At 56.1% G+C, this 26,715-nt stretch carries 24 protein-coding genes and 1 other RNA gene; 20 read left to right on the top strand and 5 right to left on the bottom strand.

Annotated elements, in window-relative coordinates; all coding sequences use genetic code 11:
• Positions 1–21: 21 nt before the first annotated feature.
• Entirely contained in the window at positions 22–498 is a 477-nt protein-coding gene (locus LG300_RS09435; protein WP_404374824.1) for a ClpXP protease specificity-enhancing factor, read from the top strand.
• Between the two features lie 80 nt (positions 499–578).
• On the opposite strand, the gene LG300_RS09430 is transcribed toward LG300_RS09435, so the two are convergent.
• Genes LG300_RS09430 through LG300_RS09415 form a run of 4 tightly spaced genes read right to left on the bottom strand, consistent with a single transcriptional unit; the run spans position 579 to position 3,681 of the window.
• The gene (locus LG300_RS09430) at positions 579–1,151 is read right to left on the bottom strand and encodes a BON domain-containing protein (protein ID WP_404374822.1); all 573 of its coding nucleotides are present in this window, start codon (positions 1,149–1,151) and stop codon (positions 579–581) included.
• A gap of 44 nt (positions 1,152–1,195) precedes the next feature.
• Positions 1,196–1,789 carry a phosphoheptose isomerase gene (locus tag LG300_RS09425; RefSeq protein ID WP_404374820.1) on the bottom strand — a complete coding sequence of 198 codons (594 nt, stop codon included), beginning with the start codon at positions 1,787–1,789 and terminating at the stop codon, positions 1,196–1,198.
• A gap of 22 nt (positions 1,790–1,811) precedes the next feature.
• Complete coding sequence (locus LG300_RS09420; protein WP_404374818.1) at positions 1,812–2,183, bottom strand: YraN family protein; 372 nt, start codon at positions 2,181–2,183, stop codon at positions 1,812–1,814.
• Complete coding sequence (locus LG300_RS09415) at positions 2,173–3,681, bottom strand: penicillin-binding protein activator (RefSeq protein WP_404374816.1); 1,509 nt, start codon at positions 3,679–3,681, stop codon at positions 2,173–2,175. Before LG300_RS09415 ends, LG300_RS09420 begins: the two co-directional genes overlap by 11 nt.
• Positions 3,682–3,793: 112 nt before the next feature.
• Here LG300_RS09415 and rsmI point away from each other — a divergent pair, with 112 nt between their 5' ends.
• The 17 genes from rsmI (at position 3,794) to lpxC (ending at position 22,822) form a co-directional block, all read left to right on the top strand.
• Positions 3,794–4,651, top strand: a complete 858-nt coding sequence (gene rsmI / locus LG300_RS09410) for a 16S rRNA (cytidine(1402)-2'-O)-methyltransferase (protein WP_404374814.1) — start codon at positions 3,794–3,796, stop codon at positions 4,649–4,651.
• 32 nt (positions 4,652–4,683) lie between these two features.
• Positions 4,684–5,043: RNase P RNA component class A (gene rnpB / locus LG300_RS09405), an RNA gene on the top strand.
• Between the two features lie 52 nt (positions 5,044–5,095).
• Positions 5,096–6,049 (top strand): 16S rRNA (cytosine(1402)-N(4))-methyltransferase RsmH, encoded by a 954-nt coding sequence (gene rsmH / locus LG300_RS09400; protein ID WP_404374812.1) that lies wholly within the window; start codon positions 5,096–5,098, stop codon positions 6,047–6,049.
• A gap of 2 nt (positions 6,050–6,051) precedes the next feature.
• On the top strand, positions 6,052–6,387 hold the full coding sequence (ftsL, locus tag LG300_RS09395) for a cell division protein FtsL (RefSeq protein ID WP_404374810.1): 336 nt from the start codon (positions 6,052–6,054) through the stop codon (positions 6,385–6,387).
• On the top strand, positions 6,384–8,090 hold the full coding sequence (locus LG300_RS09390) for a peptidoglycan D,D-transpeptidase FtsI family protein (protein WP_404374808.1): 1,707 nt from the start codon (positions 6,384–6,386) through the stop codon (positions 8,088–8,090). Before ftsL ends, LG300_RS09390 begins: the two co-directional genes overlap by 4 nt.
• Before the next feature lie 16 nt (positions 8,091–8,106).
• Positions 8,107–9,597, top strand: coding sequence for a UDP-N-acetylmuramoyl-L-alanyl-D-glutamate--2,6-diaminopimelate ligase (locus LG300_RS09385; protein WP_404374806.1), 1,491 nt, complete (start codon positions 8,107–8,109; stop codon positions 9,595–9,597).
• Positions 9,597–10,952, top strand: coding sequence for a UDP-N-acetylmuramoyl-tripeptide--D-alanyl-D-alanine ligase (gene murF, locus LG300_RS09380; RefSeq protein ID WP_404374804.1), 1,356 nt, complete (start codon positions 9,597–9,599; stop codon positions 10,950–10,952). Before LG300_RS09385 ends, murF begins: the two co-directional genes overlap by 1 nt.
• A gap of 9 nt (positions 10,953–10,961) precedes the next feature.
• Positions 10,962–12,044 (top strand): phospho-N-acetylmuramoyl-pentapeptide-transferase, encoded by a 1,083-nt coding sequence (gene mraY / locus LG300_RS09375; protein WP_404374802.1) that lies wholly within the window; start codon positions 10,962–10,964, stop codon positions 12,042–12,044.
• Positions 12,045–12,095: 51 nt separating this feature from the next.
• On the top strand, positions 12,096–13,478 hold the full coding sequence (gene murD / locus LG300_RS09370; RefSeq protein ID WP_404374800.1) for a UDP-N-acetylmuramoyl-L-alanine--D-glutamate ligase: 1,383 nt from the start codon (positions 12,096–12,098) through the stop codon (positions 13,476–13,478).
• Positions 13,475–14,671 carry a putative lipid II flippase FtsW gene (gene ftsW, locus LG300_RS09365; RefSeq protein WP_404374798.1) on the top strand — a complete coding sequence of 399 codons (1,197 nt, stop codon included), beginning with the start codon at positions 13,475–13,477 and terminating at the stop codon, positions 14,669–14,671. Before murD ends, ftsW begins: the two co-directional genes overlap by 4 nt.
• Before the next feature lie 18 nt (positions 14,672–14,689).
• Positions 14,690–15,787 carry an undecaprenyldiphospho-muramoylpentapeptide beta-N-acetylglucosaminyltransferase gene (gene murG / locus LG300_RS09360; RefSeq protein ID WP_404374796.1) on the top strand — a complete coding sequence of 366 codons (1,098 nt, stop codon included), beginning with the start codon at positions 14,690–14,692 and terminating at the stop codon, positions 15,785–15,787.
• A 53-nt stretch (positions 15,788–15,840) separates the two neighbouring features.
• A complete protein-coding gene (gene murC, locus LG300_RS09355) occupies positions 15,841–17,253 on the top strand; it encodes a UDP-N-acetylmuramate--L-alanine ligase (protein WP_404378018.1) in 1,413 nt (470 codons plus the stop codon).
• On the top strand, positions 17,250–18,185 hold the full coding sequence (locus LG300_RS09350) for a D-alanine--D-alanine ligase (RefSeq protein ID WP_404374794.1): 936 nt from the start codon (positions 17,250–17,252) through the stop codon (positions 18,183–18,185). The genes murC and LG300_RS09350 overlap by 4 nt, the downstream gene beginning before the upstream one ends.
• A gap of 25 nt (positions 18,186–18,210) precedes the next feature.
• A complete protein-coding gene (locus tag LG300_RS09345) occupies positions 18,211–18,936 on the top strand; it encodes a cell division protein FtsQ/DivIB (protein WP_404374792.1) in 726 nt (241 codons plus the stop codon).
• A 311-nt stretch (positions 18,937–19,247) separates the two neighbouring features.
• Positions 19,248–20,537, top strand: coding sequence for a cell division protein FtsA (ftsA, locus tag LG300_RS09340; protein WP_404374790.1), 1,290 nt, complete (start codon positions 19,248–19,250; stop codon positions 20,535–20,537).
• A gap of 34 nt (positions 20,538–20,571) precedes the next feature.
• Complete coding sequence (gene ftsZ / locus LG300_RS09335; RefSeq protein ID WP_404374788.1) at positions 20,572–21,753, top strand: cell division protein FtsZ; 1,182 nt, start codon at positions 20,572–20,574, stop codon at positions 21,751–21,753.
• Positions 21,754–21,910: 157 nt separating this feature from the next.
• Positions 21,911–22,822 carry a UDP-3-O-acyl-N-acetylglucosamine deacetylase gene (gene lpxC / locus LG300_RS09330; RefSeq protein ID WP_404374786.1) on the top strand — a complete coding sequence of 304 codons (912 nt, stop codon included), beginning with the start codon at positions 21,911–21,913 and terminating at the stop codon, positions 22,820–22,822.
• 157 nt (positions 22,823–22,979) lie between these two features.
• On the opposite strand, the gene LG300_RS09325 is transcribed toward lpxC, so the two are convergent.
• Positions 22,980–23,450, bottom strand: a complete 471-nt coding sequence (locus LG300_RS09325; RefSeq protein WP_404374783.1) for a DUF721 domain-containing protein — start codon at positions 23,448–23,450, stop codon at positions 22,980–22,982.
• Between the two features lie 111 nt (positions 23,451–23,561).
• Here LG300_RS09325 and LG300_RS09320 point away from each other — a divergent pair, with 111 nt between their 5' ends.
• Together LG300_RS09320 and secA are read left to right on the top strand one after the other, a co-directional pair.
• Positions 23,562–23,930 carry a hypothetical protein gene (locus LG300_RS09320; RefSeq protein WP_404374781.1) on the top strand — a complete coding sequence of 123 codons (369 nt, stop codon included), beginning with the start codon at positions 23,562–23,564 and terminating at the stop codon, positions 23,928–23,930.
• A 67-nt stretch (positions 23,931–23,997) separates the two neighbouring features.
• On the top strand, positions 23,998–26,715 hold the full coding sequence (gene secA, locus LG300_RS09315; RefSeq protein WP_404374779.1) for a preprotein translocase subunit SecA: 2,718 nt from the start codon (positions 23,998–24,000) through the stop codon (positions 26,713–26,715).

The following is a 26,715-nucleotide window of genomic DNA, read 5'->3' as shown; positions in this document are numbered from 1 at the left end:
TTGTTAGGAGGGGGGAGTCTTATGAAGTCGAGCCGTCCCTATCTCGCCCGAGCCCTCTATGAGTGGCTGTTAGACAACGACCTAACACCCTATCTGGTAGTTGACGCTACCCAGCCTGGTGTTGAAGTGCCGCGTCAATTTGTACAAAACGGGCAAATTGTACTCAATGCTGCTCCGACAGCAGTGCGTGACCTGTTTATGGAAAATCAGGCGATTGGTTTTAATGCTCGCTTTGGCGGTCAGCCTATGCAGGTGATGATTCCTATGCCCGCGCTGATTGCTATTTATGCTCGTGAAAACGGCGCGGGCATGGTATTTGGGCACGAGCCGGAGCTGGATGCTGCTGAGTCTGATGAATCAGAAACAGAGGATGAAGCAGCGACAGATAGCACTAAGCCTGAGCTAACGCTAACCGAGCCAGTAGCGGAAAAAGAGGCTGACACGGGAGACGCTAGCGAAAAGCCAAAGAAAAAACCGACGCTGCGGGTAGTGAAGTAATTTTAAAGACGTTGGCATCTGTTTAATAGAAAAGCCTCGCTAGGTTGTTCGCGTAGCGAGGCTTTTCAGCTCTGGATGCGCTAGTCGATATAATCGAATACCTTGACAATACGCTGCACGCCGCCAACAGCTGAAGCGGCATTCACGATGCGGTCAGCCTCCTCACGCGTCACCATGCCCATTAAATAAACGCTGGCATTTTCTGTAGTCACTTTCAATTTCGAAGAGTCGATGCGGTCGTTGGTTGCTAGGTGGCTGATGACATTGGTAGTTAACCAGGTGTCGGCTAAACGCTGAGTGGCTGGTAGATTGGCCGCAATGGTGAGTTCATTGTGGATTTTGTCAACGCCGCGCAGGTTGGATGCTACATTGCCTGCCATGTTTTTAAGTTCTTCACTCGGAACCTGACCAACCAGCAGCAGCGTGCCGTTATAGCTATGGGCGCGAATACGAGCATCACCTAAGCGAGCATCAGCACGCGTTAATGCACGCTCCACCTCACGCTCTATTGTTGCATCGACAGCCTCCACATCACTGCTGCGTTGACCATAATTGGATGGGTTCGAAGCCGTATTGTTAGCACATCCGCTGAGTATAAGCACACTGCAGAGTGCGACAGCTAACAGGGTTGGTGATGAAAAACGCAGGGCCATTGAAATGACTCCTATATCAGTGATTAATCGCAATCAGTGCGCTATTAGTCAGCGCCGCCAAACAGTTGTTCGTCAATTAAATCACAAAGGCAGTGTATGACGAGCAAATGAACTTCCTGGATGCGTGCGGTAGAGGTGGCGGGAACGCGAATTTCGCAATCATCCTGACCGAGTAACGACGCCATATTGCCACCATCGCGCCCCGTCAGTGCCACCACGGTCATATCTCGGTCGTGGGCTGCTTGTATCGCCTGAACAACGTTGGCGGAGTTACCGCTGGTTGAAATAGCCAGCAGGACGTCGCCCGGTTGGCCCAGCGCACGAATTTGTTTGGAAAACACCTCATTATAACTATAGTCGTTAGCGATGGACGTTAAGGTTGAGGTGTCGGTAGTTAGTGCCAACGCAGGCAGGCTAGGGCGCTCACGCTCAAAACGATTCAGTAACTCAGAAGAAAAGTGCTGGCTGTCACCGGCGCTGCCGCCGTTACCACAAGCCAGAATTTTCCCTTCATTAACCAAGCACTGCACCATCATCTGGCTGGCGACCTCAATAAAAGGAGGCAGCACTTCACTGGCGTAGGTTTTGGTGTCAATGCTGGCATTGAAATGGTTGAGTATACGGGATTGAAAGTCCATCAGGGCTTCCTAGTTAAGAGTATTAATAAGCGTCAAAAGCCGCTTTCTCCCAGTGAAATTCGAGAGTGGGCGGTCTGCCTGTAATGGCTAGAATATCAAAGCGACAGGGGCAAGAAAGGTTGTGCTTCGCGATATAAAGTGTCGCCGCGCGAATCAAGCGGCGGCGCTTTTGCGCGTTCACCATTTCTAATGGGTGCCCATGGCGCGTTGTGGCGCGGTGTTTGACCTCAACAAAGACCAATATATCCTGGTCATACATGACAAGGTCAAGTTCACCGCCTTTCACATGATGATTATTGGCGATTAGACGAAGGCCTTGCTGCTGCAGCCACTGAGCGGCTAACTGCTCAATGGCTGCGCCTCGATAGCGGGCGGTTTGCGGGCTATTGCTCATTGCCTAACAAGCCAGGTATTAAAATGGGGGATGGCGTGCCATTTTGAAACTTGGCCCAGGGAAGCTCGCGATGGATACGGCCATCGTCGGACAGCGAAAGCGTACCCGTGCTGCCGTTTAAACCGTTCAGGCTGGCTAGGTCTGACATGCGCTTAGCCAGCTCGTAGGCATCAACGCCCATGGCCATCAAGCGGAACATGGAAGCATCCGCTTCGTCTCGTAGCTGCTGATAAGTAGAGTAAAAGGGCAGCACTTCTTCACCACCTACGGCGGCGTCTGGAATTTGCCACGGAATATCCATAAACATCACATCGTTTAAGTCTTGGTCCAGGCGCGTTTGCAGCCGACCTTCGTGCAAGTGTGATGTGGCGTAGATAGGGAGATCGGGGGCGTAGTAGTAATCCAAGGTGGGCGGCACTTGGCGTGCATAGTCCGGCAGGGCCAGTAAGAAGAGTGCGTCGATGTTGCCGAGGCGGGCGCGTTCGCCGCTCACATTGAGCGCCGTCTGTACGGCGTTGGAAACAGGGCTGTTCGGGTTGTAGCGCACCGCATTGGTGATTTCACCGCCTAGGCGCTGGTACTCATTCCAGAAAGCCTCGCCTACCCGGCGGCCCCAGTCATTATCGGGCACCATAATCGACATTTGACGCTGGCCATCCTGATAGGCGCGGCGGGCCGCCTGGCGTGCTTCGTCTTCCGCCGATAAGCCGTACTGAAGCAGCCGCTGTGCCTGATTGCTTGCGCTGCTACCGTAGTTAAGTGCCAGCGTTGGTAGTGGCACGCTGTCGCGCTGCTCAAGCTGAGTCACCTGGTCCTTGTCCAGCGGGCCAATCATTAGCTGGGCATTCATTTGCTGAGCACGGCTGTACAGCTCATCTAATGAGTACTGGGCGGCATCAACAAAGCTTAGCTGAACACCATCGGCGCTGATCTCGTTATGGCGGCGCATAGCGGTAGCTAGTGTGTTGGCAACGCTGCTTAGCGGGCCAGACTCTGGCAGGGCGACAACGATGCGGCGAACCTCTGTACCCTCAAGCTCGGGTAGAGTGACTTGAACTTGATCTGGCTGCTGGTTCAGCGCTTGTTGTGCCCATTGCCGACGTTCGGCCAAGGTTCGCTGCTGATTCGCCTGCATAGGGAGTTCATCATCTAATACCTGCGTGGCGCGCAGTACGGCACGGGGCTCATTTAAACCACGGGCCAGCTCTGAAAATAGCATGGCCCAACGCACGCGATCGGAATCACTAAGCAGCGCTTCATCGATGCCGCTGGCGATATCAAAAGCATTTTCGCGCTGCCCTTGACGCGCCAAAATATTGGCGGCCTCTAAACGTGTACGAGCAGCCTGCTCCGGTGCTTGCTGTTCCGCTTGGCTGAGCAAGCGGCCGGCATCCTGGTCCGGTACTCGGTCAACCACGCTCGGCGGCTGCATGGCGCACCCGGTGATGAGAAGTGCCATGAAGGCAGTGGCCAACAGGCCACGGAGTGACTGTTTCATGTATCCTTCCTTAGTTTCCATTTGCGCTGTCGCGGTCTTTCAGCAGGTTAGCGTTGCTTTCCACAAGCATAGTGCACCGTCAGAGCAAGCCATTAACAAATCGGGAGTCACGATGACACACCAACATCCGGGCACATTGTACGTGGTTGCCACGCCAATTGGGAATTTGGACGACTTAACACCCCGTGCCGCTCGGGTCTTAGCCGATGTATCGCGCATTGCGGCAGAGGATACGCGCCACAGTGCACGGCTGCTCGCCCATTTGGGGGTGAACACACCAATGATCTCCTTGCACGAGCATAACGAGGCGCAGCGGGTTGATACGCTCGACGGTTGCTTGGCGGCTGGGGAGAACATTGCCTTGATCAGCGATGCCGGGACACCGCTGATTTGCGATCCGGGCTTTGTGCTGGTGCGTGAGCTGCGCGCCAGGGGGCGCCACATTGTGCCCCTGCCCGGGCCTTGCGCGCTGGTTACCGCGTTGTCAGGCGCGGGGCTGCCCACCGACCGTTTTACATTTGGTGGCTTTCTGCCTGCTAAGCCCAGCGCTCGCCGCCAAGCGCTAGAGAAATGGCAGAGCCGCGAAGAGACGCTAGTGTTTTACGAATCTCCCCACCGCATTGTGCATACTCTTGAGGCGTTGTGTGAGCAAATGCCCGAGCGCACGGTGGTGCTGGCGCGGGAGTTGACCAAAACCTTTGAAACTTTTCTTCAGGGATCACCGGCATCGCTACGCGACCAGCTTGCCGACGATCCTAACCAGAGCCGTGGCGAATTTGTCGTGATTATCTCGGGTGCGCCCCCGGCGGTGCAGGGGGATGAGCAGTCGATTGAAGCAAACGAGCTGCTAGCCGCCTTGTTGGCGGAAGGGGTCGGCGTCAAGCAGGGAGCTTCGATTGCCGCCAGAATGCTTGGTGGGCGCAAGCAAGAGTGGTATGCCCGCTTGCAGGCAATGAAAGGTCAGCATTGAGGCGAGGGCGGGGCGCTGGTATGCTTGCCGCCGGAGTTGGCCAGACAGTCGCCGCTAACAGGCCCGCAAGGGTTGTTAGGGGAGGAAAGTCCGGGCTCCACAGGGCAGAGTGCCAGGTAACGCCTGGGCGGCGTAAGCCGACGGAAAGTGCAGCAGAGAGTAGACCGCCTAAGCCCTTCGGGGCCGGTAAGGGTGAAAGGGTGCGGTAAGAGCGCACCGCGCGCCTGGCAACAGTGCGTGGCATGGTAAACCCCACTCGGAGCAAGACCAAATAGGGACCCAATGGCGTGGCCCGCGCTGGGTCCGGGTAGGTTGCTTGAGCGCTGTGGTGACGCAGCGCCTAGAGGAATGACTGTCCACGACAGAACCCGGCTTATCGGCCGACTCCCCATTTCCATGCAAGGCGTGCGTAGTACGTCTTCCCAAATATTGTGTGAGAGTAACATGCCTTCTGTTGACGCTGATCAGGTCACTCGCTTCCGTCATACCAGCGTTTTATTAGAAGGAGCAGTAGACACACTGGTCCATGATCCTGATGGTACTTATCTTGACGGCACCTTTGGGCGTGGTGGCCACTCCCGGCTAATTCTTTCGCGCTTAAGCGGGCAAGGTCGCTTATTGGCTATGGATCGCGACCCGCAAGCTATTGCCGCAGCGGATGAGATCGTTGACTCTCGCTTTCAGATTACCCAGCGTGAGTTTGCCCACTTGGCTGAGTTTGCCAAAGAGCAGGGGCTCTACGGCAAGCTGTCCGGCGTTTTGTTGGATGTGGGTGTTTCTTCCCCCCAACTTGACGATCCTGAGCGTGGCTTTAGCTTTATGCGCAACGGCCCGTTGGATATGCGCATGGACCCCACGCAAGGGGAAAGTGCCGCTGAGTTTTTGGCCCGCGCCAGTGAAGCCGATATTGCCAATGTCTTTAAAACCTACGGTGAAGAGCGCTACGCCAAACGGCTGGCTAACGCCGTGGTCAAGCGCCGTGCTGAAAAGCCCTTCACACATACGGTGGATTTGGCAGAGGTGCTAAAAGCCGCACACCCTGCCTGGGAAAAAGGCAGGCACCCGGCTACCAAAGCGTTCCAGGGGCTGCGTATCTATCTCAATGGCGAACTTGACCAGCTAGATGCCGCCTTAGATGCGGCGCTTGAAGCGCTGGCTCCGGGTGGCCATCTCGTGGTGATCAGCTTTCACTCGCTGGAAGACCGTCGCGTAAAGCGGTTTATCCGCCACCATGTTCGTGGTGACACCCACTTGCCACGGGGCGTACCCATTCGCGATGATCAGTTGAATCGCCGCCTTGAGGCGCTTGGTAAAGGCAGCCGCCCTAGCGACGAGGAAGTAGATGCCAACCCCCGCGCGCGCAGTGCCGTTATGCGGGCGGCCCGTAAGCGAGGCTAATCATGAGCATTGAGCGGCTAGTGCATTGGGCTTCCACGCTGCGGGCAGAGTGGCCGTTTAAGCTGCGCTTTCGCTTGTGGCCCATTACCATGATTGTGCTGTTCTTTGCCTGTTTGCTCACTGGTCTGGCGGTCGTTACAACGACCCATATGACGCGGGTGCAATTTGCAGAGCTACAGCGGTTGGAGCAGGAGAAAAACCAGCTACAGACCGAGTGGGGCCAACTGCTGCTGGAAGAGGGCGCCTGGTCGACACCAGCGCGAATAGAACAGATTGCCACGGAACGGCTAGAGATGCGCATTCCTGATGTAAATGATGTCGAGGTGATTCGGCCATGAGGCGTGAAGGTCGGGGAGGGAAATCCCGCCCATACCCTATTGCGCCGCCGCTTGCCGGTGGGCGCTTTTTCTTTATTTTACTGGCGGTCGGTCTTGCCTCTGCCATTCTGATTGGACGAATTACCTTACTGCAAGTGATTGATCGCCCATTTCTGCAGAGCCAGGGTGATGCACGCACGCTGCGCCATGAAGCCATTCCTGCCCACCGTGGAATGATCACTGACCGTAACGGCGAGCCGCTGGCGATTTCTACGCCAGTAGTAACCGTGTGGGCCAACCCTCAAGAGCTACCTACCGATGCGATCCAGCGGGTCATGCTGGCCCAGGCGCTGGGAATGACACTGGATGACTTCGAGACTCGCGTTGCACGCTACAGCGATCGGGAGTTTATGTATCTACGCCGCCAAATGACTCCCGATGCGGCTCAGCGCATACTCGATTTGCGCACCCCCGGCGTCTATCCCCAGCGTGAGTACAAACGCTACTACCCCGCAGGCGAAGTCGCCGCCCAGCTGCTTGGCGTCACCAACGTTGACGATGTTGGGCAGGAGGGCTTAGAGCTAGCCTATCAACCCTATTTAGCGGGCCATCCTGGCCAGCGCCGCGTGATTAAAGACCGGCGCGGTCGGCTGGTGCGGGAACTGGGCGTGATTCGTGAGGCGCAGCCTGGGGGAGAGCTAACGCTAGCGATTGATCAGCGCATCCAATACATGGCCTATCGCGAACTGCGCGCCGCTGTTGCTGAGCATGAAGCCGACGGTGGCATACTGGTCATGCTGGACGCTCGCACGGGCGAAGTACTGGCGATGGCGAACCTGCCTTCCTATAACCCCAATAATCGGGCGGGCTTGGATCCCAGAGGCTTGCGTAACCAAGCACTGGTGGATGTTTTTGAGCCAGGGTCAGTCATGAAGCCTCTAGCGATGGCCGCCATCCTTGAAAGTGGGGTGGTGGACCGAGACGTGGTGGTGGATACCTCGCCAGGTTGGATGCGGATTGATCAGTTTACAATCCGCGATATTCGTAACTACGGTGAGTTGAATTTAGCGGGTATTCTCGAAAAATCCTCCAATATCGGTATGTCGCGTTTAGCGCTTCAGTTAAGCGACACGGCAATTTGGGAAAAGTACAACCAGCTAGGCTTCGGGCAAAGTCCTGGTACCGGCTTCCCCGGGGAGTCAACCGGCAGTTTGCCAGCACCAGTGCGTTGGTCGCGCAGCGAGCGTGCGGCGCTCTCCTACGGTTACGGCTTATCCGCCTCTGCCTTGCAGCTGGCGAGCGCCTATACAGCGTTAGCTAATGATGGTGAACGGTTACCGCCTTCGCTGTTAAAGTTGTCGGAGCCACCGCAGGGGATTCCGGCAATAGCGCCTAATGTCGCAAACGACCTATTGGATATATTAGAGACCTCAGTGGGGGCTTATTCCGGTGGTCGTCGAGCGCGCGTTGAAGGGTATCGAGTGGGAGGCAAAACCGGCACCGTGCGTAAAACGGGCCAGCAGGGCTATGCCACCGATGCGTATCGCAGCGTATTCGCTGGAATTGCACCCATTTCAGACCCGCGCATTGTGACAGTGGTGATGATTGATCACCCCAAAGCGGGTGAGTTCTATGGCGGAGCCGTGGCTGCTCCGGTGTTCTCCAGTGTCACCGGCAATGCGCTGCGTTTGCTGGATGTGCCGCCGGACTACGAGGTCGAATAGTGTTTAAGGAGATGGCATGAGCGTATGCCCAGACCAGTTATGGAAAGCGTTACACCACGTATGGCCTAGCACCACGCTACCAACGTTACCTGACTTGCCAAAACAGATCAGCTTAATTACCGATTCGCGTAAGGTGACTGCAGGCGATGTATTTGTCGCTGTGCCGGGCAGTCAGCGCGATGGGCGGGAGTATATTGACCAAGCGCTGTCCAGTGGTGCGTCGCTTGTGCTGGCGCACACTAAGCAGCGTGACATTAGTTTGGAAGGGCGCGTGCTATCGCTGCCCCATCTCTCATTGCGGCTTGGGGAGCTAGGTCGCGCACTATTTGATGTTCCCAGTGGCCTTGAGATCATTGCAGTCACGGGTACGAATGGTAAAAGCTCTGTGACCCACTTTATTGCTGAGCTTAGTGAACTGCTGGGGACAGCAGCAGGCGTGATTGGCACATTAGGCGTTGGTCGGCCGGGTGAGCTACTGGAAAGCGGTTTAACCACGCCAGGCCCCTTAGCACTGCAAGCAACGCTGGGTGAACTAGCGCGCCAGGGAGTCAAGCGTGTAGCACTTGAGGCTTCGTCCCACGCGCTAGACCAACAGCGGTTAGATGCTGTCGATGTCAATGTCGGTGTGTTTACCAACCTTACGCGAGATCATCTTGATTATCACGGCAGTATGGCGGCCTACGCGGCGGCAAAAGCCAAACTATTTCGCCGTGCGGAGCTAACTCTTGCGGTTGTTAATGGTGATGATCCCTTGGCGCGCCTGATGTTAGCTGGGTGCGACGAGAGCGTCCGAGTATTAGCCACCGGTAGTGATGAAGCAGTGACGCTTCGCGTTTTGGATTGGCAACCTCATGCGCTTGGTCAGCAGGCGCTGGTGGCGACTCCCGAAGGCGAAAAAGCTCTGGAATTGGGGCTGATGGGGCGCTTTAACTTAGATAACGTACTACTGGCTATGGCGGTGCTTTATGGGTTGGGGGAGCCGCTTGATGCGCTGTTTGCAGCGGCGGCAAAGCTTTCCCCGGTACCAGGGCGTATGGCTTGTTACGGCGGTGGCAGCGCTCCTAGCGTGGTAGTGGATTACGCCCACACGCCGGATGCCTTGCAGAGTGCGTTAGGTGCATTACGTGCCCATTTGGGTGGCCAAGGCAAGCTATGGTGCTTGTTTGGCTGCGGTGGCGAGCGGGATACCGGCAAACGTGCCGAGATGGCTAAAGTGGCAGAGCAGTTGGCTGATTACATAGTAGTGACCGATGACAACCCGCGCCATGAACCTGCCGAGCAAATTCGTCAGCAAATACAAGAAGGTTTTACGGGGCGAGTGCCGGTGAATGATATTGGTGACCGCCGTCAGGCGATTCTCCATGCTATTCATCAAGCAGATCTCAAAGATGTGATTTTAGTCGCAGGTAAAGGGCACGAGGCCTATCAAGAGATTGAGGGCGTACGCTATGTCTATCAGGACGACGAGCAAGTGCTTCATGCCATCGCTACCCGTGGTGTTGCCTAATGTGGTCGGTCGGGGAGTTGGCAAATGTGCTTGGCTGCCAAGTAACAAAGCCTATTGCGGAAGTACCGGTGTCGGCGGTAGTCACTGATACCCGAAAGATTGTACCCGGCTGCCTATTTGTTGCGCTGAAAGGACCGCGCTTTGACGGTCATGACTTTGTGGAGCAGGCGCGAGAGCAAGGGGCCGCAGCGGCTTTGGTGGAGCGTAATCTGGAAAGTGCTCTGCCCCAGCTGGTTTTCGCGGATACCCGCTTAGGGCTAGGGCTTATTGCCCAGGCGTGGCGCAAGCATTTCCAACTGCCTTTGGTCGCAGTCACGGGCAATAGCGGAAAAACCACGGTAAAAGAGATGACCGCTGCGCTGCTTGCACCGTTAGGTAGCGTGCTGGCGACATCCGGAAACCTTAATAACGATATCGGCGCACCGCTGACCCTGCTGCGCTTATCTAAAGAGCATCAAGCGGGTGTTGTTGAGCTGGGCGCTAATCACTTGGGGGAAATTGCCTGGACAAGCCGGTTAGCGGCACCTCAGGTCGCCGTCATCACTAATGTGACCGGTGCACACGTGGGTGAGTTTGGCGGGATGGGGCAGATTGCCCAGGCGAAAAGCGAAATTCTCTCAGGCCTTGGCAGCGACGGTACGGCGGTGATTAATCGGGATGACCGCTATTACGCTTTCTGGGCGGCCTGTGCCGCCCCTAGGCAAGTTGTAAGCTATGGCTTACATGACGATGCGGACGTTCACGCACGGGCACTTTCCTGCGACCCTCAGGGGCGGTATGCTTTCACGCTTGTTGTTCACGGCCAAGCGCTGGGTAATGTCCGGCTACCGTTAATCGGCAAGCATAATGTCAGTAATGCACTCGCGGCATCGGCAGCCGCGCTGGCGTTGGGGGTGTCGCCACAGCAAGTGGTCGCAGGTTTAGGCGGTTTGAAATCCTTGTCAGGACGGCTGAGCGTGGTGCCAGGCTTACGTAACGCCACGCTGCTCGACGACACTTACAATGCCAACCCGGGAGCAGTGAAAGCGGCCCTGGACGCGCTGGCAAGTTTTCCTGCACCACGCTGGTGCGCGCTGGGAGCTATGGGAGAGCTAGGCAGCGAATCCCAAGCGCTGCATGCCGAGATCGGCCGCTATGCCGCATCATTAGGCATCGACTCGCTGCTAACATTTGGCGAGGATGCGCGTGCCGCTTCAGATGCCTTTGGTCGCGGGCAGCACTTTGACGACCACGAGACGCTAGTGCGTCATGTTATTAATACTCTTCCGCCTAACACCACGCTGCTGGTGAAAGGGTCGCGTAGTGCAGGCATGGAAACCGTCATTGCTGCGCTACGTGCGGATGACACAAGGTAAACGCCGTTCATGTTACTTCATCTGGCGAATTTCTTAGCCCACTATCAACCCGAATTTCAAGTTTTTAATTACCTTACGCTGCGCGTGATTTTAGCAGCGCTTACCGCACTCATGCTCTGCCTTTGGCTAGGGCCGTGGGTGATCCGGCGCCTTGTAGAAGGGCAGATTGGTCAAGCAGTGCGCGACGATGGCCCTCAGTCGCACCTCTCGAAGGCGGGAACTCCCACCATGGGCGGAGCGATGATTCTGCTGGCAATTGCCATTAGCACACTAATATGGGGGGATTTAACTAACCACTACGTATGGATAGTGCTCCTTGTCACCCTAGGCTTTGGCGCCATTGGCTGGGTAGATGATTATCGCAAAGTGGTTGAAAAGAACCCCCGTGGGCTACCTGCGCGTTGGAAGTATTTCTGGCAGTCGGTTGTGGGTATTGGTGCTGCTGTGGTGCTTTATTTTACGGCGGCAACGCCTGCTGAAACCAGCTTGCTTATCCCCATGTTTAAAGACATTGCCCTACCGCTGGGCGTGTTCTACATCGTGCTGAGCTATTTTGTGATTGTCGGTAGCTCTAATGCTGTCAACCTGACTGATGGCTTGGATGGCCTCGCCATTATGCCTACCGTTCTGGTTGCCATGGGGCTGTCGGTGTTTGCTTATGCAAGCGGTAATGCGGTATTCGCCAACTACCTGCATATTCCGTTTATACACGGCACCGGCGAGCTGGCAGTGTTCTGCGCCACGATCGCTGGGGCAGGGCTAGGCTTTTTATGGTTTAACACCTATCCCGCCCAGGTATTTATGGGAGACGTAGGTGCCCTTGCGCTAGGAGCCGCGCTAGGGGTAGTGGCGGTTATCGTTCGTCAAGAAATCGTACTGTTTATTATGGGCGGTATTTTTGTGTTGGAGACCGTCTCGGTCATCTTGCAAGTGGGTTCCTACAAGTTGACCGGGCGCCGCATCTTCCGTATGGCACCACTGCACCACCACTACGAGTTGAAGGGCTGGCCAGAGCCGCGAGTTATTGTGCGTTTCTGGATTATCACGGTAGTGCTTGTGCTGCTAGGCCTAGCCACGCTGAAAGTTCGCTAAATAGAGCAAAGGGGCAGTAAGCCGCCTTTGGCGTATGGCATAAGGAGCTACATGGTGCAGGTACCGAACGGATTTACGGTGGTCGTCGGATTAGGGCTCTCTGGTCAGGCGATTTGTCGCCACCTTGCCCGGCAGGGCGTCCCGTTTATGGTGGCCGATACCCGTGAAAAGCCGCCCGGGCTCGAAGCTTTCCGTCAAACCTATCCCGATGTGCAGGTGCATTGTGGTCTGCTCACCTCACTGGATTTGCGCCAAGCCTATGAGGTTGTGGTTAGCCCTGGCGTTGATCCGCGTACGCCGGGTTTGGAAGGACTGCTTGAGCGTCATAACCCTGCCACTGGCGAACCGATGTTGGTAGGAGAAATCGCGCTATTTAAACGCGTTGTTAAAGCGCCTATTGCCGCTATTACGGGTTCCAACGCCAAGTCCACCGTGACCACACTGCTCGGCGAGATGGCGGCTGAAGCGGGTGTCAACGCTGCTGTGGGTGGGAATCTGGGAACGCCTGCCCTGGACCTCTTGGCCCAAAATCCTACAGCTGACCTTTATATTTTAGAGTTATCTAGCTTTCAGCTAGAAACCACGCCCTATTTAGGCGCGGCATCAGTAGCATTTTTAAACCTCTGCGATGATCACCTTGACCGTCACGGCGACTTAGCTGGTTATCGTCGTGCTAAACAGCGTATCTTTATAGGTGCTGAACACGCGGTCGTGAATGCGGATGACCCACAAACATGTCCGGAGCAGCCGGTAGAGCGTATTGAGCGCTTTAGCATTCATGCACCTGATGACGAAGAAGCGTGGGGGCTTGTCGAGGAGCAAGGTCGCTGGTGGTTAATGCAGGGCAATACGCCGTGGCTGGCCGCCGACGAGCTGCGTATGGCGGGGCAGCACAATTACACCAATGCACTGGCCGCGCTGGCTATGGGCCGGGCCTTAGGGTTTGGCCAAGCGGGGATGTGTAATGCCTTGCGACGTTTTGCAGGGCTACCGCACCGCAGTGAAACGATTGCCGAGCTAAACGGCGTTCGCTGGGTCAACGACTCCAAAGGTACTAACGTAGGCGCCACACTCGCTGCCATTAACGGTATTGGTGCAGCGCTGCAAGGGAAGCTGATTCTGTTAGCAGGCGGTGTGGGCAAAGGGGCGGACTTTTCCCCGTTGGCGCCGCCGCTGGCGAACTGTGCACGGGCAGCTATTCTGTTCGGCGTTGATGCACCACGCCTTGCCCAAGCCTTGGAGGGCTTTCTCCCCGTTGAGCGTGTCGATCACTTATCCCAGGCGCTGGAAGCCGCTTTTGCCATGGCTGAGCCGGGCGACTGTGTCCTCCTGTCACCAGCCTGTGCCAGCCTGGACCAGTTTGCTAACTATCAGGCACGCGGTGACGCCTTTCGCCATTGGGTAGAGCAGAAGCGCAGTGAGATAACCCCATGAGCAGTGAGCATCTCAGCAGAGTGCAGCGTTTGCGCGCCGCATTAACCACGCGGCACTTACCCTGCGATGTTTGGCTGATTGTCGCGGTCGTCGCCTTAGCGGGGCTTGGCTGGGTCATGGTCAGCTCCGCGTCGGTTGGCTTATTGGAAAATAGCTACCACTACTCTCACCAACACGGCCTTTTTCTACTGTTAGCGACATTCGCCTGTCTATTTATGTTGTGTATGCCTCTAGAGGCGTGGCGGCAAAATGCGGCGCTGATTTTGCTGGTCAGTATTTTTATGCTGATGTTAGTGCTGGTGATTGGCCAAGAAGTGAATGGCAGTAAGCGCTGGATTTCACTACCTGGGCCACTGCCTAGTTTGCAGGTTTCCGAGCTAGCTAAAATAGGCCTTATTTTTTATATGGCGGCCTTTATGTCGCGCTTTACGTACGAGCTACGCCAGCGTGCCTTCACTATGTGGCGGCCACTTGCTGTGCTAGCCGTACCTGCAGGTTTACTATTTCTTGCCCCAGATTTTGGCGGCATGGTGGTTTACACCGTTTGCGTCATTGGCATGCTAATGATGAGCGGAGCTTCATTGACACTGTTATTAGGTAGCGGCAGTGTGCTGGCGCTTGGTGCGGTCATGATGGTCGCGATGGAGCCTTACCGATTGGCTCGTTGGACAAGCTTTCTTGACCCCTGGGCCGATCAGTTTGCGACCGGCTACCAACTCACCCAGGCACTAATTGCCTTTGGTCGTGGGCATGTCACCGGCACGGGGCTTGGCAACAGCGTCCAAAAACTTCACTACTTACCCGAGGCGCATACCGACTTTATCTTTGCCGTAGTGGCGGAAGAGCTGGGCATGCTCGGCGCGATTGCCGTGGTGCTACTATTTACGCTTTTCATCGTGCGTGCCATGTGGATAGGGCGGCGAGCGGAGTTGGCCGGACACCTGTTTGGTGCTTACGTTAGCTACGGCATTGGCTTTGTTGTGGCAGCCCAGGCGTTTATTAATATGGCCGTCAGCTCAGGCTTGTTGCCGACCAAGGGGCTCACTTTGCCGCTGATTAGCTACGGTGGTTCAAGTCTATTGGTGACAGGAATGATGATTGGATTGCTGCTGCGTGTTGATGCTGAAACCCGGCATCGTCCGCGCCGTACGCCGACTCCCTACCGGGCACGTCGAGAACCGCGTTTATCGTAAATACTCAAGGAGTCGTTTGTGACGACGAACTCACGTCGACGGATATTGATCATGGCCGGAGGGACCGGTGGACACGTTATTCCTGCACTCTCATTGGCGCGTGCGCTACAGGCCAAGGGCGTCGACGTTGAATGGCTGGGAAGTCCACGCGGTATCGAAAACCGGCTGGTGCCCGATGCTGGCATTACACTGCACACCATTGCGATCAAGGGGCTGCGAGGCAAAGGATTGGCTGGTTGGGGTAAGGCGCCTATCAATCTCTCCCGAGCGGTGATGCAGGCACGGGGCATCATTAAGCGCTTTAACCCCGATGTGGTTGTCGGGCTGGGCGGCTTTGCCAGTGGTCCTGGTGGATTGGCTGCGTGGCTTTCAGGGGTGCCACTGGTTATCCATGAGCAGAATGCAGTGGCGGGCTTAACCAATAAGGTGCTTTCGCGCATAGCTACTCGTACTTACGCCGCCTTTGAGGATGCATTTGGCAGCCGTGCCGAAGTCATTGGTAACCCTGTGCGTGAAGAGATCGCAGCACTAGGCGAATATCCTAAACAGGCAGCCGCAATGTCGCAAAGGCCGCTTCGGCTGCTGGTGGTGGGCGGTTCTCTCGGGGCTGTGGCATTAAATGAGCGTTTGCCCCCGGCGCTTGCCGCATTGCCTCCCGAGCGCCGTCCTGATGTGCGTCACCAGGCGGGAAAAGAGCGTGATACGGCAACTGCCCAAGCGTATACAGAGCATGGCATCGTTGCCGAAGTAAGCCCTTTTATTGATGATATGGCCGCCGCTTACGCATGGGCTGACCTGGTGGTTTGCCGGGCGGGCGCGTTAACCGTGGCTGAATTGGCCGCCGCCGCCAAGCCCGCGCTACTGGTGCCGTTTCCGTTTGCGGTGGATGACCACCAGCGGGTTAACGCAGAAGTGCTCGTCAATGCAGGTGCGGCGCAGTGCGTTGTTCAGTCAGCACTCACGCCCGAACGATTAACTCAACTTTTAGATGAATTACTTAACCCAGACAAGCTGGCGGAAATGGCATCTAAAGCGCGTCAAGCAGCATATTTAGACGCCACTGAGCGCCTTGCCGAAGGCTGTCTGGCGCTAGTGAAGCAAGGAGAAACTGCGTGACCGAGTCAGTGATTAATACGTCGCCGTCGCAAGCTCGTCCAGCTGGGCCGGGCATGCGTCGTATCAAGCGGCTGCACTTTGTTGGCATCGGTGGTGCAGGTATGTGTGGTATTGCCGAAGTACTTGCCAACCAAGGCTACCAGGTGAGCGGTAGCGATATGAAAGCATCTGCCGTGGTAGAGCGGTTACGCCAGTGCGGTGTGAGCGTAGCAATTGGCCATGCGGAAGAGCATGTGCAGGGTGCCGATGTGGTGGTGGTTTCCAGTGCCATCGATGAAACCAACCCTGAGATACGCTGGGCTCATGAGCACCGGGTGCCGGTGGTGCGGCGTGCTGAGATGCTCGCTGAGCTTATGCGCTTTCGCCACGGTATCGCCGTGGCAGGTACCCATGGCAAAACCACAACCACCAGTTTGACGGCTACTCTGCTGGCGGAGGGCGGCCTGGACCCGACGTTTGTGATTGGTGGAAAGCTGACCAGTGCCGGGACGAATGCACGCTTAGGGGAAGGTGACTACTTAGTCGCTGAAGCCGATGAATCCGATGCCTCGTTCCTTCACCTGCAGCCCATGGTGTCGATTGTGACCAATATCGACGCTGACCATATGGCCACCTATGGCGGTGACTTTGAGCGTCTGAAAAGCACTTTTATCGAATTTTTGCACAATTTACCGTTTTACGGCCTAGCAGTGCTGTGTATCGATGACCCTCATGTGCGTGGTTTGTGTGAGCAGGTGAAGCGCCAGTTCGTCACCTATGGCTTTGATGAGGATGCCGACTACCGCATCGTCGACTTTTCGCAACGGGGCGGGGAAGTGTCGTTCACCGCTCTACGCCCTGGTGGCGCTGCCCCTCTAGACGTTCGCCTTGCTATGCCGGGGCGCCATAACGCACTCAACGCAATGGCGGCTATTGTCGTGGCTACCGACGCGGGCGTAAGCGATGACGCCATACAGCGCGGGCTAACCGGGTTTGCCGGGGTAGGGCGGCGTTTTCAAGTGCATGGCCACTTTCCGGCACCTTCGGGTGGCGGCGACATCATGCTGGTGGACGATTATGGTCACCACCCTCGTGAAGTCGATATGGTCATTCAAGCCGTACGGGCAGGCTGGCCTGAGCGTCGTCTTGTCATGCTCTACCAGCCCCACCGCTACAGCCGCACACGGGATCTTTACGAAGACTTTGTGCGTGTGCTTTCACAGGTGGATACCTTGATCCTGCTGGATGTGTATAGCGCAGGCGAAGCAGTGCTGCCTGGCGCTGAAGGGAGAACGCTGGCAGGCTCCATCCGCCAGCGTGGCGAAGTCGATCCGCTATTTGTTGAGCATAAGCAGGAGCTGCCTGCTTTGCTAAACAATGTGCTGCGGCCTGGAGATATTTTGATTACACAGGGGGCGGGGGATGTCGGCGGTATTTCGCTCCGCCTTGCCCAGGCCAAACTGGAGCTTGACGAGGTGGCGCTATGAACAGTGGTCAAACCGGCTCTTTAGATCGTGTCGTGGTGGTTTATGGCGGCACATCGGCGGAGCGCGAGGTCTCTCTGAAAAGCGGTGCCGCTGTGCTTGCTTCCCTTCAACGCCAAGGGATTGAAGCGATTGGCTACGATCCGAAGGAGGGCGGTTTGGCTGGTCTTGAGCACCTTGCTCCCAGTGCCGTGTTTGTGGCGCTACACGGGCGTGGCGGAGAAGACGGCACGTTTCAAGGCGCGTTGGAGCTGCTCGGAGTGCCCTACACCGGTAGCGGCGTACTGGCATCCGCTCTGGGCATGGATAAACAGCGCACTAAGCAGGTGTGGCAGGCGGTTGGTTTGCCTACTCCTGAGAGCATTATGCTAAATGAAAACGCCGACTGGTCTGCAGTAGTTAACCAGTTGGGACTGCCGATGATGGTGAAGCCAGTGCATGAAGGTTCTACCCTGGGCATCAGCATTGTCAAAAGCCAGGATGAACTAAAAGCCGCCTATGCCGCCGCTGCCAATTTTGATGCGCGGGTCATGGCCGAGCGATTTATTGTCGGTGATGAATATACGGTCGCGCTGCTGGGGGATGACGTACTGCCTGCTATTCGTGTTGAAGTGCCGGGCGGTTTCTATGATTACGAAGCCAAGTACATCGCCAATACGACCCAATACCACCTACCCTGCGGTTTGACCCAGCAAGATGAGCAAACGCTGGCGACATTGTGCAAAGAAGCGTTTTTAGCGGTAGGTTGCGAAGGGTGGGGGCGTATTGATGTGATGCGCGATGCAGCGGGAAAATTCTGGCTGATCGAAGTTAATACTGTGCCGGGTATGACCGACCATAGCCTGGTGCCTCAAGCGGCGGCCTACGCTGGGATCGACTTCGACCGACTGGTCATGCGTATTTTACAGACCGCCATCCAGCCGAGCACCCCGTAATGGATGCTTTAGCAGTAGGTAAGTTATGAAAAGACGCAACGCATGGTTGGGCGTTGTGCTGCTGGCACTCCTGTTGGGCGCTGGTAGTCGTGCGTTATGGTTATGGCTTGACCGCCCGATTGAGCGTGTTTCTATCCGCGGCGAGTGGGAGTACGTCAGTGCAGATTATCTGCGCACGCAGTTGGCTCCGCTGGTGCAGGATACCACGTGGTTATCGGCAGATTTGGGAGAGCTACGCCGCCGTGCGTTGCGTATCGGTTGGCTAAATGAAGTGCGCATTGCCCGAGAGTGGCCTAATGCGCTGGTCTTTGAACTCGTCGAGCAGGTTCCTGTGGCACGCTGGAATGATGATTTTCTGCTTAATCCTGAGGGTCAGCCGTTTGCGTTTGCTCCCCTGGAAGCGCCTGCTGGGCTGCCCGATCTTTCTGGGCCTGCGGGCAGCAGTGAAGAGGTATTAGCTTACTACCAGCGTTTGACGCCCCACTTTGCCAGCCTGTCACTCTCACTTTCTCAATTGCGCTTAGAGCCTCGCGGTGCGTGGCGCTTACAGTTAGTGGACGGTGCTTGGGTTATGTTAGGTAGACGCCAACATGGAGAGCGTTTGGCAAGATTATCCGCCTCTTGGCAGCGTGAGCTGGCAAGCCTCAGTGAACATATTCGCTATATTGATTTACGCTATCCTAACGGTGTTGCTGTCGCTTGGCATGGTGAAATGAACCTCCAGCAGCGTGAACAAGAAGGTGATGAGTAACCGCTCATGGTAATGTGCAAAAAACAGGTAAATGTGAGTGGTTGCCAACGCCGAAAAACCCATGAATGGGGTTTAAATTGCCCTTCAAGCCAATTATCGTAGGTATGGGCTAGTCGTATTGCGACTATTGTTTCTATACTATGTCCCTAGCGGTGATGTGGGTGAGTTTCATTATCCTGTCCGCGGTCAGCTTGGTTAGATAGCTTTTAGTTAAAGTTTAATGATGGCAATTCAGGTATTGCGTAGGCGTTTTGCTGCCTATTTGCCATACCTGTACTATTCAAAACGATGGCAAGGAGATTTACCGACTCATGGCAGGCTCACCCAACGCATCCAATATGGTTGTCGGGCTGGACATTGGAACGTCCAAGGTCGTCGCAATAGTCGGTCAACCCACCGATGATGGAGGGATTGAGATTGCCGGTATTGGCTCCCATCCCTCGCGCGGTATGAAGCGCGGCGTTGTAATTAATATTGAATCTACCGTTCAGTCGATCCAGCGCGCGGTAGAAGAAGCTGAATTAATGGCAGGCTGTGACATCCATTCGGTATACGTAGGGGTGGCGGGCAGCCATATCAGCTCCATGAATTCCGACGGCGTTGTTGCGATTAAAGAGCGTGAAGTGACTCCCTCGGACATTGAACGGGTAATCGACTCAGCCCGCGCAAGAGCTATTTCGGAAGGTCAGCGCGTTCTGCATGTGTTGCCTCAAGAGTTCTCCATCGATGCCCAGGGGGGAATCCGTGAACCACTTGGGATGTCTGGGGTTCGCTTAGAAGCTCAAGTGCATCTAGTCACGGCAGCTTTAAATGCTGTGCAAAATATTGAAAAGTGTGTACGGCGCTGCGGTTTAGATGTTGATGCCATCATTTTAGAACAGTTGGCCTCTAGCATGGCCGTACTCACCGAAGATGAGCGCGAGTTAGGGGTGTGCATGGTCGATATCGGCGGCGGTACTACCGATATGGCGGTTTTCACCGAAGGGGCGATTCGCCATACGGCGGTGATTCCCATCGCAGGCGATCAGGTCACTAACGATATCGCCATGGCGCTACGTACCCCTACCCAGCACGCCGAAGAGATCAAAGTGAAATACGCCTGCGCATTAACGCAGCTGGCGGCAAGCGATGAAATGATTAAAGTGCCCAGCGTGGGTGATCGTCCAGCCAGGGATTTGTCGCGTCAGGCACTTGCGGAAGTCGTTGAACCTCGCTATGAGGAACTCTTTACGCTAGTAAGAGACGAATTACGCCGTAGCGGCTATGAAGATATGGTAGCTGCGGGAGTGGTGCTCACCGGTGGCACCTCGCGCATGGAAGGTGTAAGCGAATTGGCAGAGGAAATTTTTCACATGCCGGTTCGTATTGCCTGCCCGCAAAATGTCAGAGGCTTGGCAGATGTGGTTCGCAATCCTATCTATGCGACGGGCGTTGGGTTACTGCATTATGCACTGCAGGAAACGCGTCATGGGCAAGGCCTAGAAAGCCACGGGGGAATCGTTGCGGCCCACAAAGGACGTAACGAATTGGCCCGACGTGATATCAAGGATGGCGATTCAGCGCTGGCAAGAATCAAAGGCTGGTTCAAAGGAAATTTCTGATAGGGCCGCAAGCGCGGTTCAGGAGACGGGGCTTATGTTCGAATTGGTAGATAACGCACCCTCGAGCAGTGCGGTCATCAAAGTAGTGGGCGTTGGCGGCGGCGGCGGTAATGCTGTCAACCACATGGTCGAGAGCAATATCGAAGGCGTCGAGTTTATCTGCGCCAACACCGATGCTCAGGCACTCAAACGCGTATCCGCAAAAACGGTACTGCAGCTAGGTAGCGAAATCACCAAGGGCCTTGGTGCGGGCGCTAACCCGGAAGTAGGGCGACAGGCCGCGATGGAGGATCGCGAGCGCATCGCTGAGCTACTTAGCGGTGCCGATATGGTCTTTATCACCGCCGGTATGGGCGGTGGCACCGGAACCGGTGGCGCGCCTGTGGTCGCACAAGTGGCAAAAGAACTGGGCATTCTGACCGTTGCGGTCGTTACCCGCCCGTTCCCGTTTGAAGGCCCCAAGCGTATGCGTGCCGCTGAAGAGGGCATGAAAGAACTCTCCGAGCACGTTGACTCCCTCATCACCATCCCTAACGAAAAGCTGCTGTCGGTGCTGGGCAAAAATGCCACGCTGCTGACGGCCTTCAGCGCCGCCAACGACGTGCTGTTAGGGGCGGTACAGGGTATCGCGGAGCTGATTACCAGCCCCGGTATTATTAACGTCGACTTTGCCGATGTGCGTACCGTAATGTCCGAGATGGGCATGGCCATGATGGGCACAGGCGGCGCCACCGGTGAGAACCGCGCCCGTGAAGCGGCAGAAAAAGCCATTCGCAGCCCGCTGCTGGAGGATATTGACCTGCATGGCGCGCGGGGCATCCTGGTTAACATTACCGCTGGCCCAGATCTCTCTATTGGCGAGTTTAACGATGTGGGTGCAACGGTGCAGGAGTTCGCATCGCAAGAGGCGACCATCGTGGTCGGCACCTCGATCGATATGGAGATGTCTGATGAGCTGCGCGTTACGGTAGTGGCCGCCGGGCTGGACGGCAGTAAAGCCAAAGCCGCTGTGCGCGAACCTGCGCGTCGCTCCGCTGCGGATACCTCTTCTTCCGATTACCGCAAGCTGCAGCAGCCCACGGTCATGCGTCAGCAGGCCGCCGCACGGGCGGAAGCACCGGAGGCAGCACCAAAACCGCGTCCTGAAAAACGGCGTCCAGCGGATACGGATGACTATCTTGATATCCCCGCATTTCTGCGTCGCCAGGCGGATTAATCCACGCTATCAGGCTCATTGAGGCAGCAAACGAGAGTTTTATTGGTTAAAACGCTCGTTTGCTGTTAAAGTGAACACTGTTTGATAACTTTCTTTTCCCTGCGGACGTTGTAACGCCAAGTTACGAGCCGCCGTCATCAGAGCTTGACCACTACCCATGATCAGACAACGCACACTACAAAACGTCATTCGCGCCACTGGAGTGGGTCTGCACTCTGGCAAAAAAGTCCATATGGCTTTGCGCCCGGCGCCGGCCAACACCGGCATTGTGTTTGTCAGAACCGATCTGGACCCAGTGGTGCATGTGCCTGCTCGTGCCGAGCTGGTGGAAGACACCATGCTATGCACAGCGCTCTCCCATGAAGGCGTCAAAGTCGCTACCGTCGAGCATCTGATGTCAGCCTTTGCCGGTTTGGGAATTGATAACGCCTACGTCGATGTCAGTGCGCCCGAAGTGCCGATTATGGACGGCAGCGCCAGCCCCTTTGTTTTCCTAATTCAATCGGCGGGCATTTTGGAGCAGGACGCGGCGAAGAAGTTTATCCGCATCAAGCGTCGGGTTAGCGTGACGGATGGCGACAAAGAGGCTACCTTTTTGCCTCACCAAGGGTTCAAAGTCTCGTTTGCCATCGATTTTGATCACCCTGTCTTTGAGCAGCAGAAACAAACCGCGCTGATCGATTTCTCCACCACGTCTTTTGTTAAAGAGGTCTCCCGAGCGCGTACCTTTGGGTTTATGCGCGATTTAGAGTACCTCCGCTCTAACAATCTCGCCCTGGGCGGCAGCCTCGAGAACGCTATTGTGGTAGACGACTACCGTATCGTGAACGAGGGCGGCCTGCGCTACGAAGACGAGTTCGTTAAGCATAAGGTTCTGGATGCCATTGGCGATCTTTACCAGCTTGGCTACAGTCTAATCGGTGAGTTCCATGGCGTTAAATCCGGCCATGCGTTGAACAATCGGCTGTGCCGGGAACTGATGGCGCAGCCCGATGCGTATGAAATTGTGACTTTCGAAGAAGAGAAAGCGGTAGCGCCCATCTCCTACGCTGCGCCTGCCATGGCATAATCAGCCGCAAGGTAAAATATTGGAGGGTTGCATTGAAATAGCAAAACGGCCCCCCACCTTATAAAGCACCGCCTTGGCGGTGCTTTATGCATTTAAGAGCAATGTGTCCATTTAAGAGCAATGTGTCTAAGCGTAATGCGTTTAAGGGCAGGCCTACCTAGGGATTGGGTTCTTTGGGACGCGCATGTGAGGCAAGCCGCTCCAGGGCGTTTTTTAATGCGGGGTTGTCGGTATCCTTGGCGCATTCGGCCAGGGTTTTACCCGCATCATCTGATAGCGTGCGCGTATAACGCTTAGGCGGTTCGATAGGACGCACTGGCCGGACTTTAAGCGTAAACCCTGTGACGCTTTCAAAACCAGGCAGTTGATGAAGCAGCGTTAGCAGGCGTGCCTGCTCGTAGCGCAGCCATGTTAACCAGCTGGCCTGCCCGCTGATAAGCGTGAGCCGACCGTTGCTGAAGCCGCCAACAAAGATATGCTCGCGCATCTCTTCAGGCAAATGGGCGCGAAGGTGGCGCTGCGCTTGATCAATTAAGCGTGACTGGCGCATAAGCTGTCCAACGCCGCCTGACTTGGTCAGCAGTTGGGCAATGGGCTGTGCGCGAGAACGCTTAACCTTTATACTCATCAACTTAATTCCTAGGGTGTTGCTAGTGACGTCGTTCCGGCGAATGCAAACAGCGCCTGTGATTGATTGCCAATGAGAAGAGCCTAACACGCTCGGGAGCCAGCCCACAGCATGTCATCAACGCCAGATATCGTATCTGCTTCGCCCCGGCGTCAACGACGCTATGGCTTAGCGCGTTGGTGGCTGGCTGGCCTGCTGGTGAGCTGTTTACTGCCTGCCAGTTTACACCCTTCGGACGCACTGCGAAGCAGCGATCGCAGCGTCTGTATCTGTTTTTGGATGCCCGCGCTGTTGCGGGCTCAGTCGCACTGGATTGCTAAAAAGCGCCGAGCGCTCCGCCGCTGGGTTACCCGTCAAGCCCGTCGGTTGTTCGTTGCCCGCAATCGCCCCCTCTTGCTGCCACTGATCACGCTTCGTCTTGTAGCCGCCAGTGATGTGCTTACCCCGCGCGGCCCGCCCGTAGAACAACGCATTGGTTAAGTGTACCCCTATTTGCCTTGTATAAAGGGCGTACCCGGATGGGCGCTCACGATGATCTGGAAATTTCATGATTAATAATTTATTACGCAAAGTGGTCGGCTCAAAGAACGACCGTGAAGTAAAACGCATGCAAAAAAGCGTGCAGAGCATCAATGCGCTGGAAGAGTCCTTAGCGGGGCTAAGCGACGCGGAACTTCAAGCGAAGACTCCCGAGCTACGTCAGCGATTAGACGAAGGGGCGACGTTGGATAGCCTGCTGCCGGAAGCCTTTGCCGTGGTGCGCGAGGCAAGTAAGCGGGTGATGGGAATGCGCCACTTCGACGTGCAAATGGTCGGTGGCATGACCCTGCACCGTGGCCGTATTGCGGAAATGAAAACCGGTGAGGGTAAAACCCTAGTAGCAACGCTGGCGGTGTATTTAAATGCGCTGCCACGTAAAGGGGTTCACGTCGTTACGGTAAACGACTACCTAGCACGCCGGGACGCTGAGTGGATGCGCCCGCTATATGAATTCTTAGGGCTAACGGTAGGCGTGATCTTCGCGGGGCAGACCGGTGAAGAGAAGCGTCACGCTTATCAGTGCGATATTACCTACGGCACCAACAACGAATTTGGTTTTGACTACCTGCGCGATAACATGGCGTTCTCGCTGGAAGATAAAGTCCAACGCGGCCTGCACTACGCGATTGTGGACGAAGTCGACTCCATCCTAATTGATGAAGCACGTACGCCGTTGATTATCTCCGGCGCGGTAGACGAGAACACCGACCTCTACGGCATCGTCAACCGCCTCGCCCAACAGCTTGAGCAGGGTGAAGTCTCCGAAGATGACGAAGCACCGGTGAGCGGCGATTTCGTGCTCGACGAAAAGCAGAAGCAGGTGGAGCTGACCGAACAGGGTCACAATAAAGTCGAAGAGCTCATGCGGGCCGAAGGGCTGCTGGGCGAGGGCGAATCGCTCTACGCGGCGCAAAACCTCAACCTGCTGCAGCATATGCACTCTGCGCTGCGTGCCCGCCACCTCTACCACTTGGATGTCGATTACATCGTTTCCGAAGGTCAGGTGGTGATTGTCGATGAACACACCGGCCGTACCATGCCGGGGCGGCGCTGGTCCGAAGGCCTGCACCAAGCCGTGGAAGCCAAAGAGGGCGTCACGGTGCAGCGTGAAAGCCAAACGCTGGCTTCTACCACCTTCCAGAACTACTTCCGTTTGTATGAAAAGCTGTCGGGCATGACGGGCACGGCAGATACTGAAGCGTTCGAGTTCCGCCAGATTTATGGCCTGGATGTCATCGTCATTCCCACTAACCGCCCGCTGGCGCGTAAGGATCTCAACGACCTTGTGTACCTCAGTGCGGAAGAGAAGTACGAAGCCATCATCAAGGACGTTAAAGCAGAGACCGAAGCAGGCCGCCCGGTATTGGTGGGTACTGCCTCTATCGAAACGTCCGAATACCTGGCGCGCTTGATGCGGGAAGCCGGACTCAAATTCAACGTTCTGAACGCCAAGCAGCACCAGAGCGAAGCGGAAATCATCGCTCAGGCCGGTCGTCCTGGGGCGATTACCATTGCCACCAACATGGCGGGTCGCGGTACCGACATCATGCTGGGCGGTAACTGGGAAGCGGAAGCCGCGAAGCTGCAAAACCCCAGCCAGGCACAAATCGACGCGCTCAAAGCCGAATGGCAAAAGCGCCACGATGCAGTGCTGGAAGCCGGTGGTTTGCACGTGGTGGGCTCCGAGCGCCACGAGTCGCGGCGTATTGATAACCAGCTCCGTGGCCGTGCCGGTCGTCAGGGCGACCCGGGCTCCACACGCTTCTTCCTCTCGCTGGAAGACAGCCTCATGCGCCTGTTCGGCTCCGACCGGGTGAAGCGCTTGATGCAGGCGCTGGGTCTAGAGCGTGGTGAGGCCATTGAGCACAAAATGGTGTCCAATGCGGTTGAGCGCGCCCAGAAGAAAGTCGAAGGACGTAACTTCGATATTCGTAAGCAGCTGCTGGAGTACGATGACGTGGCCAATGACCAGCGCCGCGTGATTTACGAGCAGCGTAACGAAATTCTCGCCTCCGAGGATGTCTCGGCTGCGGTAGTCGGCATCCGTGAAGAGGTGATGGAAGACGCGATCAGCGATTACGTGCCGCCTCAGAGCCTAGCCGAGCAGTGGGACTTGCCCGGCCTGGAAGCGCATCTGAAAACTGAATTCAATCTCGACGCGCCGGTGGTGCAGTGGGCAGAAGAGGACGAGCGTTTCAGTGAAGAGAAGCTGCGCGAGCGCCTGCAGACCATGCACCGTGAAGCCTACGAAGCCAAAGTCGAGCTGGCTGGTGCGGCGCTGATTCGCCGCTTCGAGAAGCAGGTAATGCTCCAGGTGCTGGATACCCGCTGGAAAGAGCACCTGCAGTCTATGGACCACCTGCGTCGTGGCATTCACCTGCGGGGTTATGCACAAAAGAACCCCAAACAGGAGTACAAGCGCGAATCCTTCGAGCTGTTCCAGCATCTGCTGACCAATATCAAAGCCGATGTCACACGTATTCTCAGCCATGTACAGGTGCGTCAGCCGGAAGAGGTAGACGCCTTGGAGCAGAAGCGGCGTGAAGAGCTTGCTCGTGAAAAAGCAAGTGCAGCGAGCCGCCATGATGCCCCCGATGCCAACGAGGCAGCGCCAGGGGTGGATGGACGCCCGCTGCGTCGTGAAAGCCCCAAAGTAGGCCGTAATGACCCCTGTGTATGCGGTTCGGGTAAGAAGTACAAGCAGTGCTGCGGCAAGTTAAGTTAA

Source organism: Vreelandella aquamarina (assembly GCF_044805175.1).
In the GTDB taxonomy this organism is placed as follows: domain Bacteria; phylum Pseudomonadota; class Gammaproteobacteria; order Pseudomonadales; family Halomonadaceae; genus Vreelandella; species Vreelandella aquamarina_B.
This window is presented reverse-complemented; position numbering and strand designations above follow the sequence as displayed.

Coding starts and splice junctions, on each gene's coding strand:
- LG300_RS09415 (WP_404374816.1), bottom strand. CDS start 3,681: ATGAAACAGTCACTCCGTGGCCTGTTGGCCACTGCCTTCATGGCACTT.
- secA (WP_404374779.1), top strand. CDS start 23,998: ATGATTAATAATTTATTACGCAAAGTGGTCGGCTCAAAGAACGACCGT.
- LG300_RS09430 (WP_404374822.1), bottom strand. CDS start 1,151: ATGGCCCTGCGTTTTTCATCACCAACCCTGTTAGCTGTCGCACTCTGC.
- murF (WP_404374804.1), top strand. CDS start 9,597: ATGTGGTCGGTCGGGGAGTTGGCAAATGTGCTTGGCTGCCAAGTAACA.
- LG300_RS09420 (WP_404374818.1), bottom strand. CDS start 2,183: ATGAGCAATAGCCCGCAAACCGCCCGCTATCGAGGCGCAGCCATTGAG.
- ftsA (WP_404374790.1), top strand. CDS start 19,248: ATGGCAGGCTCACCCAACGCATCCAATATGGTTGTCGGGCTGGACATT.
- LG300_RS09435 (WP_404374824.1), top strand. CDS start 22: ATGAAGTCGAGCCGTCCCTATCTCGCCCGAGCCCTCTATGAGTGGCTG.
- mraY (WP_404374802.1), top strand. CDS start 10,962: ATGTTACTTCATCTGGCGAATTTCTTAGCCCACTATCAACCCGAATTT.
- LG300_RS09425 (WP_404374820.1), bottom strand. CDS start 1,789: ATGGACTTTCAATCCCGTATACTCAACCATTTCAATGCCAGCATTGAC.
- LG300_RS09320 (WP_404374781.1), top strand. CDS start 23,562: ATGTCATCAACGCCAGATATCGTATCTGCTTCGCCCCGGCGTCAACGA.
- LG300_RS09390 (WP_404374808.1), top strand. CDS start 6,384: ATGAGGCGTGAAGGTCGGGGAGGGAAATCCCGCCCATACCCTATTGCG.
- rsmI (WP_404374814.1), top strand. CDS start 3,794: ATGACACACCAACATCCGGGCACATTGTACGTGGTTGCCACGCCAATT.
- LG300_RS09345 (WP_404374792.1), top strand. CDS start 18,211: ATGAAAAGACGCAACGCATGGTTGGGCGTTGTGCTGCTGGCACTCCTG.
- LG300_RS09350 (WP_404374794.1), top strand. CDS start 17,250: ATGAACAGTGGTCAAACCGGCTCTTTAGATCGTGTCGTGGTGGTTTAT.
- LG300_RS09385 (WP_404374806.1), top strand. CDS start 8,107: ATGAGCGTATGCCCAGACCAGTTATGGAAAGCGTTACACCACGTATGG.
- murD (WP_404374800.1), top strand. CDS start 12,096: ATGGTGCAGGTACCGAACGGATTTACGGTGGTCGTCGGATTAGGGCTC.
- ftsZ (WP_404374788.1), top strand. CDS start 20,572: ATGTTCGAATTGGTAGATAACGCACCCTCGAGCAGTGCGGTCATCAAA.
- ftsW (WP_404374798.1), top strand. CDS start 13,475: ATGAGCAGTGAGCATCTCAGCAGAGTGCAGCGTTTGCGCGCCGCATTA.
- LG300_RS09325 (WP_404374783.1), bottom strand. CDS start 23,450: ATGAGTATAAAGGTTAAGCGTTCTCGCGCACAGCCCATTGCCCAACTG.
- lpxC (WP_404374786.1), top strand. CDS start 21,911: ATGATCAGACAACGCACACTACAAAACGTCATTCGCGCCACTGGAGTG.
- ftsL (WP_404374810.1), top strand. CDS start 6,052: ATGAGCATTGAGCGGCTAGTGCATTGGGCTTCCACGCTGCGGGCAGAG.
- rsmH (WP_404374812.1), top strand. CDS start 5,096: ATGCCTTCTGTTGACGCTGATCAGGTCACTCGCTTCCGTCATACCAGC.
- murC (WP_404378018.1), top strand. CDS start 15,841: ATGCGTCGTATCAAGCGGCTGCACTTTGTTGGCATCGGTGGTGCAGGT.